Annotated in this window: 11 protein-coding genes; 7 read left to right on the top strand and 4 right to left on the bottom strand. The window is 67.7% G+C overall.

Translation table 11 applies throughout. The annotated features are described in order from the left end of the window. Positions 1 to 45: 45 nt before the first annotated feature. The 4 genes from IGS69_RS15600 (at position 46) to IGS69_RS15585 (ending at position 8,478) form a co-directional block, all read left to right on the top strand. Positions 46 to 906, top strand: a complete 861-nt coding sequence (locus tag IGS69_RS15600; RefSeq protein ID WP_190900272.1) for a hypothetical protein — start codon at positions 46 to 48, stop codon at positions 904 to 906. A gap of 53 nt (positions 907 to 959) precedes the next feature. After that, positions 960 to 5,135 carry a caspase family protein gene (locus IGS69_RS15595; protein WP_190900270.1) on the top strand — a complete coding sequence of 1,392 codons (4,176 nt, stop codon included), beginning with the start codon at positions 960 to 962 and terminating at the stop codon, positions 5,133 to 5,135. 573 nt (positions 5,136 to 5,708) lie between these two features. Beyond that, positions 5,709 to 6,086: a S1 domain-containing protein gene (locus IGS69_RS15590; RefSeq protein WP_190900268.1), complete on the top strand. Its 378-nt coding sequence runs from the start codon at positions 5,709 to 5,711 to the stop codon at positions 6,084 to 6,086. Between the two features lie 856 nt (positions 6,087 to 6,942). Beyond that, positions 6,943 to 8,478, top strand: a complete 1,536-nt coding sequence (locus IGS69_RS15585; RefSeq protein WP_190900266.1) for an RICIN domain-containing protein — start codon at positions 6,943 to 6,945, stop codon at positions 8,476 to 8,478. Here the strand turns inward: IGS69_RS15585 and IGS69_RS15580 are convergent. Continuing rightward, complete coding sequence (locus IGS69_RS15580; protein WP_190900264.1) at positions 8,451 to 9,095, bottom strand: SMI1/KNR4 family protein; 645 nt, start codon at positions 9,093 to 9,095, stop codon at positions 8,451 to 8,453. The genes IGS69_RS15585 and IGS69_RS15580 overlap by 28 nt on opposite strands. 296 nt (positions 9,096 to 9,391) lie before the next feature. On the opposite strand from IGS69_RS15580, the gene IGS69_RS15575 reads away from it, so the two are divergent. From IGS69_RS15575 to IGS69_RS15565, 3 genes are all read left to right on the top strand, one after another. Next, positions 9,392 to 10,021, top strand: coding sequence for a DinB family protein (locus IGS69_RS15575; RefSeq protein ID WP_232543529.1), 630 nt, complete (start codon positions 9,392 to 9,394; stop codon positions 10,019 to 10,021). Positions 10,022 to 10,133: 112 nt separating this feature from the next. Beyond that, positions 10,134 to 10,556 (top strand): YciI family protein, encoded by a 423-nt coding sequence (locus IGS69_RS15570; RefSeq protein WP_190900262.1) that lies wholly within the window; start codon positions 10,134 to 10,136, stop codon positions 10,554 to 10,556. After that, positions 10,549 to 11,700, top strand: a complete 1,152-nt coding sequence (locus tag IGS69_RS15565) for an RNA polymerase sigma factor (RefSeq protein ID WP_190900261.1) — start codon at positions 10,549 to 10,551, stop codon at positions 11,698 to 11,700. Before IGS69_RS15570 ends, IGS69_RS15565 begins: the two co-directional genes overlap by 8 nt. Positions 11,701 to 11,718: 18 nt before the next feature. Here IGS69_RS15565 and IGS69_RS15560 read toward each other — a convergent pair whose 3' ends face one another. The 3 genes from IGS69_RS15560 to phoU form a co-directional block, all read right to left on the bottom strand. Continuing rightward, the gene (locus IGS69_RS15560) at positions 11,719 to 11,970 is read right to left on the bottom strand and encodes an SCO4226 family nickel-binding protein (protein ID WP_190904509.1); all 252 of its coding nucleotides are present in this window, start codon (positions 11,968 to 11,970) and stop codon (positions 11,719 to 11,721) included. 186 nt (positions 11,971 to 12,156) lie between these two features. Next, on the bottom strand, positions 12,157 to 12,312 hold the full coding sequence (locus IGS69_RS15555; RefSeq protein ID WP_167345925.1) for a hypothetical protein: 156 nt from the start codon (positions 12,310 to 12,312) through the stop codon (positions 12,157 to 12,159). Positions 12,313 to 12,500: 188 nt separating this feature from the next. Beyond that, the gene (gene phoU, locus IGS69_RS15550; RefSeq protein ID WP_190900259.1) at positions 12,501 to 13,202 is read right to left on the bottom strand and encodes a phosphate signaling complex protein PhoU; all 702 of its coding nucleotides are present in this window, start codon (positions 13,200 to 13,202) and stop codon (positions 12,501 to 12,503) included. Positions 13,203 to 13,413 lie beyond the last annotated feature (211 nt).

Below are 13,413 nucleotides of genomic sequence, written 5' to 3'. Positions count from 1 at the left end.
CGCTATAGAGTTGATTCTCTGTGGCACAGCGAGGGGGGAGGCTCAGTGGCGCGCGTTGTGTGTCTACACGGTGTCGGAAGCCAGCAGTTAGGGGAAGAACAGCTGTTGAAGGACTGGTTGCCAGCCCTACAGGACGGCCTCACGCGTGCCGGGGCGCCGGGGCTGTTAGGTTCCGGCGACGTGGCCATGGCCTTCTACGGCGACCTCTTCCTCCCTCCGCGCCGCACGCTAGCTGGTGCCGACCCGTTCTTTTCTGCGCCGGACGTCGAGCCCGGATGGGAGACCGATGCCCTGATGGCGTGGTGGGCACAAGCCGCCGAGGTCGAACCCCAAGTGATGGCCCCCGCAGCAGAGGGCACGCTGGGCGGCATATCCATATCGGTGCAAAGTGCTTTGATCGCGTTGTCCCAATCCAGATTCTTTGCTGGACTGGCCGAACGGGCGCTGATCTTCGACCTGAAGCAGGTTCGCCGCTACCTCACCCAACCGGGGCTGCGGGCTGCAGCCCGTGCACGGCTGCGGGCATTGATTGGGGCGGACACCGTCGCCGTGGTGGCACATTCTCTGGGCTCCGTGGTGGCCTACGAGACCCTATGCGCGCTGCCAGACCATGGGGTACGGGCCCTCATTACCCTCGGTTCGCCCCTCGGAATCAGGAATCTGATCTTCGATCAGCTAGATCCCGCACCTGCGGACGGCATCGGAGCCTGGCCGGGTAGCGACACACTGAGCTGGACCAACATCGCCGACAGGACGGACATCGTGGCGCTGGTCAAAGACCTGCGCCCCCGCTTCGGCGCACGCGTGGTCTGTCAGTTGGTTCCCAATGGCTCCCACGCCCACGACGCCACCCACTATCTAGGGAAACGGGAGACAGGAGCAGCACTATCGGCGGTGCTGCGTTGACTGGGACGGTTCCGCAGGGACAGCACCCGCGACGTTTCCTCATTGCGACCGCGGTGGCTCACCACCAGCGCTCCCCAGACGGTGACCGGCCCGGCCTCGTAGCGGCACGGCAGAAGATCATCGCCCTGTTCACCCAGCGGCTTGGCTACACGCATGTCAGCGACCTAGGCCTAGACCCTGACCGAAACTCGCTGCTGCAGCACCTCGACCGGTTTGCCACGGACCCTGACCGGCGCCCTGACGACATCGTGGCCGTATACCTAGCCGGGCACGGCCAGCTCATCGGTTCCACACCACGGCGTCACATGTTCTTCCCTGCCGACGCTGACCTGGCAAAGCCTAAATTGGCCTTGCCCACGGCACAGATCGCGGCCGCCCTCACCGACGACACCAAGATCACGCAGCTATTGCTGATCCTGGACACCTGCCACTCGGGTCAGGGGGGAAGCGATTCCATCTCAGCGGCCTTGGAAAGCCTGCGCCGCAGCATCGACGACGATCCGTCAGGCATCGCCGTTATCGCCTCCGCTCAGCCCGCGCAGCAGGCGATCGAGGGCGCTTTCCCCGACCTCCTGGAAGCCGCAGTCGAGAGTCGGGCCACCGCCGGCGAGCGACCGCCGACCTTGGATCTTGGGGCGCTCGTCACTCACATGAACGCCGACCCGGCCAAGCCCCCGACCCAGCGCATCGAATGGGACGCGGCCAAACTTACCGGCGCGCTACCCAACTTCTTCCCCAACCCACGCCATGACGCCGGGCCACATGAGGTGGATCTCGCTATCCAGCACGCCGCAGAGTGGGACGCACAGTCCCAGCGCCGGGACACGGAGTTCACGCGGCGCATGCTCATACGAGCCATGGGCTACATCGGCGACACCGAGCAGTGGTGGTTCACGGGGCGCCACGAGGTGATGTCCGACATCACCGACTGGCTGGTCCGGCCGGGCCCTGGTCGGGCAGGACTCGTCGTCACGGCCGGGCCTGGGTCCGGCAAGACTGCGGTCCTCGGCCTCACCGCCGCTCTGTGTCACCCCGAGCAACGGAACACAGTACCTCTTCACCTCCTGGCTCTGCAGTCACATGAGATACCGGCGCCAGGATCGGTAGACGTGGCCATCTACGCGCAGGCGTTGACCAACGACGAAGTACTGCGCGCTCTTGCTGCGGCGGCCCGCACCGCCGCCGCCGTTCCCGGTGATCTGGTGGACGCCCTAGCCGGGCAAGCACGGCCACTCACCGTAATCATTGACGCGCTGGATGAGGCCGCTACACCTGACACCCTGCTGACACAACTTATCCGGCCGCTCTTGGAGCACGGCCAGGGACGCGTGCGCATGCTGCTTGGCACCCGCCCGCACCTCCTGCGACACCTGTCGACTGAAATACCCGTGATCAACCTGGACGACCCAGCTCACGTCGACCGGCGGGCAATCGCTGCGTACGCTCTACGCGGGCTGCTGGAGTCTGTTCCTGGAACCCCATACCTTCAAGCCCCTCCCCGTCTCACCGCCGAAGTAGCGGAAGCGGTTGCAGAGGCTGCTGTCCCCTCGTTCCTTGTCGCCCGTATCGTCTCCGGCACCCTGGCCGCCGAGCCGTCCTTCGCCGATCCGAGCGACCACGCATGGCGCGCTGCTCTCCCGCGCAGTGCAGACGCAGCCATGGCACGGGACCTTGACACGCGCCTTGGCGACCATGCCGTCCGGGCACGAGACCTACTGCGGGCCCTTGCCTACGCCGAAGGGCAGGGCCTGCCGTGGGAAGACATCTGGGGCCCCCTCGCCTCACGGATTTCCGATCGCGCCTACGGTAACGACGACCTGCTGTGGCTCAAACGCAACGCCGGCTCCTACGTAGTAGAGGCCACAGAGGACGGGCGCTCCGTCTACCGGCTGTACCATATTGCGCTCGCAGAGCATCTCAAGCGTGGGTGCGATGAGGACGCCGTGCAAAAGGCGTTCGTGGATGTGTTGCTTGGCGGCGTTCCGCGATCAATTGACGGGCGGCGCGATTGGAGCCGGGCTCATCCCTATACCTTGCGCCATCTCGCCATCCACGCGATGCATGTCGGTCGCGTCGATGAACTGCTGAACGATCGCGAGTACCTGGTGTTGGCGGCCCCGCATCAGTTGCTGCAAGCATTGCAGAAAGTAGTGACCTCAAGAGGACGACAGCTCAGAGCGATGTATAGGGCCTCCGCTGGCCGTCATGCTGGACTGGAGCCTGCCGGCCGGCGGTCGGTTCTGTCGGTGGATGCGATGCGCCTTGGCGACCGCTCACTGGCCCATGCGCTTTCCCAAGATGAGCATTGGCAGGTGCGATGGGCCTCGGGAGCGCAAATCAGTGCGGCACTGCGTGCGACACTAGTGGGTCATACCGGTTGGGTCATGGCTGTGGGATTCACATCGATCGATGGTACTCCCGTAGCTGTCACCGGCGGTGCGAGCGGCGATATGACCGTGCGCGTCTGGGACCTTGACACCAACTCAGAGCGTCACGTCCTCACGGGACACCGCCACATCATCGATGCCGTGGCGTGCAGCGAGGTTGACGGGGTTCCAATTGCTGTAAGCAGCTCGCGTGATGGTTCCGTTCGAGTGTGGGACCTCCGTGCGGGCAGCGAGCGGGCCGTACTGCGGCAACCCTCAGAACAGGAATCGCCAACTCACGTCTCAGCTATTGCTTGCACGACGCTCGACGGCGTTCCCTTGGCGGTTATGGGATGCATAGACGGCACAGTGCAGGTATGGGACCTCGCAACGGCCACTCAACGCCACGCCTTTTCCGGGCGTGCGCAGTTTATCGAAAGTGTGGCCTGCATCTTCGTGAACGGCTCCCCTGTCGCCGCCATCGGAGGCCGAGACAGTGTCGTTGACGTGTGGGATTTGACCTCCGGCACCAAAAAGTATGAGTTCGATACCGGTAGCTGGTGCCGCTCCATTGACTGTGCCTTCGTGGACGGAAGGCCTGTCGTTGTGTCTGTCGGCCGCGGATTGAGCCTCTGGGACTTGAGCGGGTCGAATCGCCATCAAAAACTCACAGACTATGACCTGCCAGGGACAGAGCACATGGCGACCTCAGTAGTCGAAAAGACACCCGTTGCGATCTGTGGCGAGCCCTCAGGCCGAGTGAGGATATGGAATCTCGACAGACAAACCCAGCCTAGGGTCTTGGCAGGTCACACGCGGCACGTCTATGCCGTCGCTTGTGGCGAAGTGGGAGGCAAACCAGTAGCTATCACATCCGGCTATGACCAGGAAGTACGGGTATGGGATTTGAATCACGCCCCCACCGAGGATTCCACCGAAGGGCACTCGGGTGCAATCCAGGCGATGGTTTGCGTGACAAAAGATAACCACTCTGTGGCGATCACAGGGTGCAGCGACGGCACAGTGCTGGTATGGAATCTCGCAACCGGAAACGTCCAGGCAACCATGGCTGCGCATCGCTTGGGAGTCCTCTCCATATCCCATGGACAGTGGGACGGACAGCCCGTAGTGGTCACATCGGGCGGAGGTTCGGACATGATCCGGTTTTGGGACTACGAGAGAGGTGTGGAGCTAAAAGCTCTCGAAGTCGAACCCACTAATGTACGCCCTCTGTTGTACACGGTACTCGGCGGTAGGCCGACGGCGGTTATGGGCATCGGAAGTCGTCTCGAGTCGCTAGGCCTGAGCACAGACGCCGTGGAGGTCGCTCTAAGCGACCAGCCGGGCACGTCCATCGACGGACTTGCTTGCGTCGAATGGAGCGAAGGACCAATCATCGCGGTAGCGCGCAATCGGTACGCCAACGGTTACGCACACAGCGGAGAAGTGAGCATCTGGAATGAAGCGGCCGGCACGGAGCGAAACCTCTGCGAAAGGCCTATGGCTCCGGTGAGTCACGTGGCAGCCAGGCTCCTTTTGGGGAGACCTTACGCTACCAGCAGCCATACAGATGGAACAGTGTGCGTCTGGGACTTGGAGTCCGGGATCAAATACCGCACAATCTTCGCCGAAAGCGACCGGGGGGCGGGGGCAGTGTCCAGCCTCGGAGTTCTTAACGGAAGCATGATTATCGCGTCCGCGTACGACAATAAGGTTCGGATTTGGGATCTAGAATCCACAGCAGAACTGGACGACTGGACGTTCCCCTATGATGTGGCCGAAATGACCTTTGGATCGTCTGGAGAACTCGTCGTCGCAATGGGACACGAAGTTGTAGTCCTAGAACCGAAGTCAACCCCCTGATTTGAACCTCAATCGGTCACTCTCACGAGCTTGCTTTCCACTGCAAATCAAGGAGATTAAGCAGGGCAACGGCCGTGAGCACCGGGACGTGTGCCAACAGGCAAACTCGGATTGAACTTCTGTAGCGGTGATCCGAGAGCGCCAACGCCTTCATCAGCTGGGGTCGCTACGCTCGGACTCCCGAGTTAAGCCGCCCGCCCCATAGCGAAACACCGAGCCCACGTCGTACCCGTTGTCTTGGCCCTGGCCAATCCACCAAAGCAGCGGGAAGTGTGACCCGACGGCCAGCAGCCCAGACCACTGCACGAAGGGGCAGGTCGTGCACTGCGTCAGACCAAGCGCCGTCTCAGTTCCCGTCTCATTCAGCCCCGTTCACGGCCGTTCAGGCGGGACACGCAGTCGCCCCCTCACCGGCTGTCAGTCGGCCATGAACGCAGGCGAACGCCCCTGCACACCGCACCGCAGGCCACCACCACAGTTGGAAAGCGTGTTGCAAGGTCGAGCGCCCGCGGGTCTCGCGGTCAGCTGCGTTCGTCTGTGGACAGCTAGCTTCGGACTCTCCATGATGGGTCAATGTCCGAGTTCAGCTGGCCAGACCGCTCTCAGGTGCCGACGCCGGAGGCCATAAACCGCAGCTGGCCGTCAACGGTCGCTGCCCTGCCCCTCGGATCTCATGTCAGCGGTCGGGTTGTCGCACGCCAGCCGTTCGGCGTCTTCCTCCTGATCGACGGCGTGTCCAATGCGCTTGGTCTCGCAGAGATCACTGCCATGCCCCATCACATGGAGCTACCCGCCATGGGGGCCGTCGCCGGCGAGGTCATCTGGCACGCAGATCGCAACCGCCAGGTGAAGATCCGGCTCGATGAGTGGGCCCTGCCGAACTCATCCCGTCTGGGCACCACGGGCTGCGCCACTACCGCACCAGATCCCTCGGGGAACAACGGGGAATAACGGGGAGACCGGCCGACCGAGCCCCAACCGCGAGAAAGCGGTTCTGCCAGGTCGGCCCGCCAACGGGCCCTGAAAGAACGCAGCTTCCCAAGCTGATGGCTCCTGGGCGAAACGCAGCAGCTCTTGGAGCAGTTGCCCCACAGCCGAACCCTCCCTGCGCAGGCTCTGCCAGACTCGCTTCATGGGGCGTTGCGCTGGGGTGACACGGCAGGGACGAGCCTGCGGAAACCCGGCCGGATGGAACGGCTACTGCCATCTGCACAGTGGTGGAGGTCGACGAAGCCGAAGCCCACGTGTCTCTACTCCTCCCCGACTTCCGCGCATGCCGGCGCCTCCGGAACCGCAGCAACAGGGCAGGCGGAGAGGCCGGTTCTGGCGGTTGAGGTGGGTCGTCATGGGTTGGTTCGAGGCGCTACGCAACGCGATAGGCCGACGCTCATGACGGTGCTGGCTGGGCCGTCCCTGGGTCGTCCGAGGCCGCTCGGCGGTGGTCAATGACGACAAACGACGACCACCAGGCGCACGATCCCGCCGCACCTGACCAGCGAAGACCCAGCTCCCCGAGATCCCCGACAACACCCAGGGCAAGAAGAAGTAAGCCCGCACGAACAAGCCCCCCACCTGCTGTTTCACGGCAGATGGGGGGCTTGTCCGCATCCTGGGGCCATCTGTGGGTGCCCACGACGCCGGACCGCCGGGCCGCTTTTCGGAGGTCCGCTTCCCGGTTGCCGAAACCCCGACAAGTTACCTGAGGTAACTCTCTTTTCCGGGAGGGCCGCCTCCGCCACCATGTGGGCACCCCAAACTGGCTGGTACGTCAGCACTGGGGATGGGTGGCGGGCGAGGAGGGGCGAGGATGGCTCAGGGCGGCGACACTGCCGGGGACGCGGGCCGCGGGCCGTACGGCGAGGCGCCGGACGCGCGGCTTACCGTACTGCTGCGCGGCGACACCGCCACCGCCTACGCGGCGCTGCGGGAGCTCCACCGACGGCACCGCCCGGCGGCCCTCGCCTACGCCCGGCTGTGCACCGCGAGCGAGTCGGCGGCTCGGCGGCTGGTGGCCGAGACCTTCACGGCGGCGGCCCGCGAGACGGCACACGGTGTGGAACCCCGCGTCCCGCTCCGCCACCACCTCCTGCTGCTGACCGCCCGGCTGGCCGCCTCCTGGGCTCACGACGACCGCTCCGCCGGCCTGGACCCTGGCCTGCTGCTGGTCCTGAACACCACCGGCACCCCGGGGGGCCCACTGCCGCCTCTGCTGGCCGCGTTCCACGCCCTGCCCTCCCGCACCCAGGGCCTCCTCTGGTACGCCGTCGTGGACGACGAGCCCGAGGACCGCACGGCCGCATTCCTCGACCTCGCCCCCCAGGACGTGGTGTACGGGACAGCGCAGGCCCTCCAGGCGATGGCCCAGGCGTGTATCAAGTCGCGCCTGGCTGCCTCCGACGACCCGCGCTGCGCGGACTTCCGCCGCCTGATCGAGGAGTCGACGCGGGCGGACGCCCCCCGCCACAGTGCCGACCTGCACGCGCACATGGCGCAATGCCCGCATTGCACGGCCGCGCACGAGGAGTTGACGACCCTGCGGGACACCCCGCGCGCGGCCCTGGCAGAGGGCCTGCTGCCGTGGTCCGGTCCGGCGTACACGACCCGGCAGGGCCCCGAGCCCCGGGTCGTCGCCGGCGGCACGGGGTCGCGGCGCCCTCCGTCCCGCCGCTTACTGCTGGCCTCCGCGGCCTTCGGCGTGGCCCTGGTCCCCCTGGTGATCCTCATGCTGCCCTCGGGCGACACCGCGGACCACCGCTCAGCGGGCGCCGTCGGCACGCCCACGACCGCGCCGCCGGTCACGGTCACGGCGACGGTGTCCGCGACACCGTCGCCGTCCCGGACCTCCAAGTCCCCCTCTCCCACGCGGAGTCCGAGCCCGAGCCCGACGACACGGCCCCCGCGCCCCAGCCACCGTCCGTCCCCCTCCCCCACGGCTCACGCCCCGAGCGGCAGGTACGCCCAGGTCGTGAACGTCGCCTCGGGCCGGTGTCTGGAGGTGTACGGCGACTTCGACAACGGCACCGACGTCGTCACCGCCCCCTGCACCGCCGCCCCCACCCAGCGCTGGCGCGTCGACACCGGCCGCGGTGTCGTGCAGTCGTCCGCGGACCCCGACTACTGCCTGGACAGCCGCGGTTCCGTCGAGAAGGGCGTAGGCATCTGGGACTGCGACTCGGTCGACGGCGACAACGGCGACAACCTGCGCTTCACGGTCGACTCCGACGGGGTCATCCGCCCGGCGATCGCCATCGAGACGGCGGTCACTCCGGACAGGGGCGGCGAGCTGTCGCTGGAGCCGCTGACCGGCGGCACGGCTCAGCGGTGGCGGGCGGGGGCGGAATGACCCGCCCCTTCGAATTCCCAGTGCAGCCTCTGTTCCTCATCCACTACCGGCGTATAGCCGTTGAGGGGCCGGGAGGTCTCAAGTGACGTGGCGATCGCCTCCATGAGCAAAGGCAGGGACGTCCACATCTCGTGCGATACGCGCATGATGCCTTCCACGGCCTCGGCTTCGTGGACGCGCCCCCGGTCGATCTCGGGACGGTGGTCCAGCACGAGATGACCTCCGCCGGGGTGCCGTGCGATGGGGATCAACTGCAGGTGTCCGTACAGGACGCTGCTGGACCCGGTCCTCATGAAGTCGTAGTCCGCCTCCTCTCCCTTCTCATCCGCCGTGCGCTTGTCGTGGAAGCCGGTGAGAAGTTGCCACGCAGCCGCCATCTCGCGTGCGCTCATAGGCCTGTAGAACCCCGGCAGCAGCGAGCCCCGCTGGTCGAGGAGACCGTCGTGCCGCGCCAGCGACATCACCAAGGGCTTCAGCAGTGGCCGGCCGACGACGTGTTCGATCGCGGCGATGTCTGCCGGATCCGCGGGCGGCGCCAGCCCGGCGTAGGTCGCCGGGGCGTGCTCGGCCAGCCAGTTCTCGATGCGCGTCCACGACTCACTGATCGGTGCGGTCATGGCACGGCATCCTGCCACCGGGTGCCGACAACCCCCGGGGAGCAGCCGGACGGTGACCGTGACCCCGATGGCCACTACCTGCCCCAGGCCGCCGCCTTCGACGACAACCGTGCCGGCCGGGCTGGCCGAACTGCTCGGTGGAGCACAGCAGTTGCCCGTCCTCATCCTGCTCGACTGCTCGGCTGTTCGCGCTCGGCACCATCCACGTCGGCTGCCCGCCCCTGCTGACGCACGTCCGACCCCCGTGAGCCCGATATTCGGTGGCGGCACCGCTCCCGCCGGTCCACCATGCCCGCATGGTCTCTGGTGAACACCCCGGCGAAGCGGTGATGGCACAAGCCTCGGACATGACGCGGTGGACGCGGGCGACCGTCCACCCCGACATGTGGGTCGACCCCGACGACGACCCCCGCGAGACCGACGCCCAGCCCGTCGACGAACGCGGCATCCTCCTCGACTACCTGCGCAACTACCGCCTCACGTTCGAGATGAAGTGCGCGGGACTCGACGCCGAGCAGATGGCCCGGCGTTCCGTCCCGCCGTCCACGATGTCCCTCCTCGGGCTGGTGCGGCACCTGACCGAGGACGAGCGGCACCTCCGGCGGGTGATGGCCGGCGAGGACGCGCCGAAGCTGTACCGCACGGAGGAGGACCGGGACGGCGACTTCAACGGTGCTGTCGCCGACCAGGCGGTCGTGGACGAGGCCTGGCGGGCGTGGCGTGCCGAGATCGAGCGCACCGACCGCTTCCTGGCCGGCGTCACCGACCTCGCCACCCGCAACGCCGGCTTCTCCGACTACGGCCCCGAGCAGGGCGGACAGGTCCAGCTCCGCGACATCCTGGTCGCGCAGATCGCCGAGTACGCGCGGCACTGCGGCCACGCCGACCTCCTGCGCGAGCGCATCGACGGCCGCGTCGGGCAGTGAACGGAAACAGCTGAGAAAAAAAAATTCGGCGGCGATGTCGAGAACCCGCGTCCGGCTCCGTTCCCGGGGTGAAGGCGACCAGGATGGGTCGCACAGCACCGAGGAGAAGACGATGGCCAAGTACCTGCTTCTGAAGCACTACCGCGGCGCCCCGGCAGCGGTGAACGACGTGCCCATGGACCAGTGGACGCCGGAGGAGATCTCTGCGCACATCCAGTACATGAACGACTTCGCGGCCCGGCTGGAGAAGACCGGCGAGTTCGTCGACGGGCAGGCCCTCGCCGCCGAGGGGGCGTGGGTCCGGTACGACGGTGAGGGGCGCCCGCCGGTCACCGACGGCCCGTTCGCCGAGACGAAGGACCTCATCGCCGGCTGGATGATCATCGACGTCGACAGCTACGAGCGGGCCGTCGAGCTCGCCGGGGAGCTGTCCGCCGCCCCCGGCGCGGGCGGGAAGCCGATCCACGAGTGGCTGGAGGTGCGTCCGTTCCTGACGGCGCCGCCCACCATCCCGGAGTGCTCCGCCCATGGATGAGGCACTGCTCCGCAGCCTCACTCCGAGCGTGCTCACGATCCTCGTCCGCCGCGGAGCCGACTTCGCGGCGGCCGAGGACGCCGTCCAGGACGCGCTGATCGAGGCGCTCCGCGTGTGGCCGGCCGACCCTCCCCGGGACGCGAAGGGCTGGCTGGTCACCGCGGCCTGGCGCAAGTTCCTCGACCAGGCGCGGGCCGACAGCGCCCGCCGCCGGCGTGAGGACCTGGTCGACGAGGAGCCCGCGCCCGGGCCCACGCCCGACGCCGACGACACGCTCCAGCTCTACTTCCTGTGCGCCCACCCCTCCCTGACCCCCTCGTCGGCGGTCGCGCTCACCCTGCGCGCCGTCGGCGGGCTCACCACACGGCAGATCGCCCAGGCCTATCTGGTGCCCGAGGCGACCATGGCGCAGCGCATCAGCCGGGCCAAGCGCACCGTCTCCGGCGTGCGGTTCGACCAGCCCGGCGATGTCGCGACCGTGCTGCGCGTCCTCTACCTGGTCTTCAACGAGGGCTACTCCGGTGACATCGACCTCTCCGCCGAGGCCATCCGGCTCACCCGGCAGCTCGCGGGCACGATCGACCACCCCGAGGTGGCGGGGCTGCTGGCGCTCATGCTGCTCCACCACGCCCGGCGCGCCGGCCGTACCGCGCCCGACGGCAGCCTGGTGCCGCTCGCCGAGCAGGACCGCAGCCGGTGGGACACCGCGGCCATCGCCGAGGGCATCGGGATCCTGCAGGGGGCACTCGCCCGTGACCGGCTGGGCGAGTTCCAGGCCCAGGCCGCCATCGCGGCGCTCCACGCCGACGCGTTCACCGCCGAGGAGACCGACTGGGTGCAGATCGTGGAGTGGTACGACGAGCTGCTGCGCCTGACGGACAACCCGGTCGTCCGGCTCAACCGCGCGGTGGCCGTGGGTGAGGCCGACGGACCGCGCGCCGGACTGGCGGCGCTCGCGGCGCTGGACGACTCCCTGCCCCGCTACTCCGCGGTGGCGGCGTACCTCCACGAGCGCGACGGCGACCCGGAGACAGCCGCACGTCTGTACGCCGAGGCGGCCCGCAAGGCTCCGAACCTCGCCGAACGCGACTATCTGACCCGCCAGGCGGCCCGCCTCAACGCCGACCGGCGCGGGCGCCGCTGACGGGCCGCACGCGGCAGATCACCGGACGGTCAACGGCACGGGGTGCACCTCGTCCGCCAGGTGCCCGGCCCGCTCGTGAATGCGCTGGACCGCTTCGGCCGAGGGCGCCTCGGAGAGGCAGTAGACGTGGCCGGACTCCGGGTCCGCCCAGGCCATCTCGAAGTGGACCTGCTCGTCCTTCTCTATGGCGAGGTCCGCGTTGTGGGCTTCACGCAGCTGCTCCTCCGTGATGCCCTTCATGCCGCGATGGACATCCATGAACTTGGGTATGCCTCGCGTCTCCTTTCCGGCACGGCGCTCGCCCGCGCCGCCTTGCCTCCCTCTCATGCTCCGCCCGTACGGCCACGAGAGCGACCCCACGCCGTAGGGCCCGGCGAGACCGGCCGGGCCCTACAGGTCCTGCGAACTAAGGGTCGTACGAACGACAACGCTCGTACGGACGACAACGCGTCGGCGTCAGCCGCACTGGCAGGGGCTGCCCGACTGGCACCCGCAGCCGCAGCCCGAGCCGCAGCCGCACGCGGCGATCAGGGGAAGGCTCCTGATCTCGGCGGGCTGCTCGGTCTCGCGCTGCCGGGCGGGGTCGGGCGTCGTACTGGGGGATTCGGCCATGGGTCCCTCCTCGAGGCTGGTGCCTGTGCCCATTGGATGCCCGCTCCGCCGGGCGCATCAACGGCGCACTGAGGCGCCCACGCGCCCCAGCCGATCCCCGCCCGCCCCCGGCACCCGCCCTGGCACCCGCCCCCGGCCGGCACCCGGCACCCGCTCCGGCCGACACCCGGCACCAGGCATCCGTATCGTCAGGCGCTCTCCGCTCCCGTGACCGCCTGGATCTCCGGCTGCGCGTCTGTCTGGAGCTCGTCCGCGTGCTCACCCGTCACCAGGTACACCACACGCTTGGCGACCGACACGGCGTGGTCGGCGAACCGCTCGTAGTAGCGGCCGAGCAGGGTGACGTCCACGGCCGTCTCGATGCCGTGCTTCCAGCGGTCGTCCATCAGGTGCTGGAAGAGGGTGCGGTGCAGCAGGTCCATCTCATCGTCGTCCTGCTCCAGCTGGAGCGCCAGGTCGACGTCCTTGGTGATGATCACCTCGGCGGCCTTCGCCATCAGGCGCTGCGCGAGCTGGCCCATCTCCAGGATGGTGGCGTGCAGGTCGCTCGGCACCGCGCGGTCCGGGTAGCGCAGGCGCGCGAGCTTCGCCACGTGCTGGGCGAGGTCGCCCGAGCGCTCCAGGTCGGCCGACATCCGCAGCGACGTGACGACGATGCGCAGGTCCGTCGCCACCGGCTGCTGCCGCGCCAGCAGGGCTATGGCCCGGGCCTCCAGGTCGTGCTGGAGCTCGTCGACCTTCTGGTCGCCCTCGATGACGGCCTCGGCCAGCTTCAGATCGGAGTCGAGCATCGCGGTCGTGGCGCGCCCGATCGCCGACCCGACCAGCCGGGCCATCTCCACCAGACTGTCGCTTATCGAGTCCAGTTCCTCGTGGTACGCGTCCCGCATCAGGCTTTCCCTCTCGTACGTCTGTGTCGGGGGTTCATCGGGCCGGGGCCCGCCGAACGTGCCGGGGCCCACCGGACAACCGGCGGTACGACCGTCGTATTACCAACGGTCCGAACCCCACGCTCCCACGTTCCGCCCCGTACGCGTCCGTTTCCGTCATCCCAAATGAACCAATACTGGCTCCAAGGTGAACTCTGGGCGACGAGTGTTC

This window comes from Streptomyces tuirus (assembly GCF_014701095.1).
GTDB lineage: Bacteria > Actinomycetota > Actinomycetes > Streptomycetales > Streptomycetaceae > Streptomyces > Streptomyces tuirus.
This window is presented reverse-complemented; position numbering and strand designations above follow the sequence as displayed.

Excerpts from the sequence above, each read along its gene's own strand:
- IGS69_RS15555 (WP_167345925.1), bottom strand. The coding sequence starts at position 12,312 with ATGGCCGAATCCCCCAGTACGACGCCCGACCCCGCCCGGCAGCGCGAG.
- IGS69_RS15585 (WP_190900266.1), top strand. The coding sequence starts at position 6,943 with ATGGCTCAGGGCGGCGACACTGCCGGGGACGCGGGCCGCGGGCCGTAC.
- phoU (WP_190900259.1), bottom strand. The coding sequence starts at position 13,202 with ATGCGGGACGCGTACCACGAGGAACTGGACTCGATAAGCGACAGTCTG.
- IGS69_RS15580 (WP_190900264.1), bottom strand. The coding sequence starts at position 9,095 with ATGACCGCACCGATCAGTGAGTCGTGGACGCGCATCGAGAACTGGCTG.
- IGS69_RS15590 (WP_190900268.1), top strand. The coding sequence starts at position 5,709 with ATGTCCGAGTTCAGCTGGCCAGACCGCTCTCAGGTGCCGACGCCGGAG.
- IGS69_RS15565 (WP_190900261.1), top strand. The coding sequence starts at position 10,549 with ATGGATGAGGCACTGCTCCGCAGCCTCACTCCGAGCGTGCTCACGATC.
- IGS69_RS15570 (WP_190900262.1), top strand. The coding sequence starts at position 10,134 with ATGGCCAAGTACCTGCTTCTGAAGCACTACCGCGGCGCCCCGGCAGCG.
- IGS69_RS15575 (WP_232543529.1), top strand. The coding sequence starts at position 9,392 with ATGGTCTCTGGTGAACACCCCGGCGAAGCGGTGATGGCACAAGCCTCG.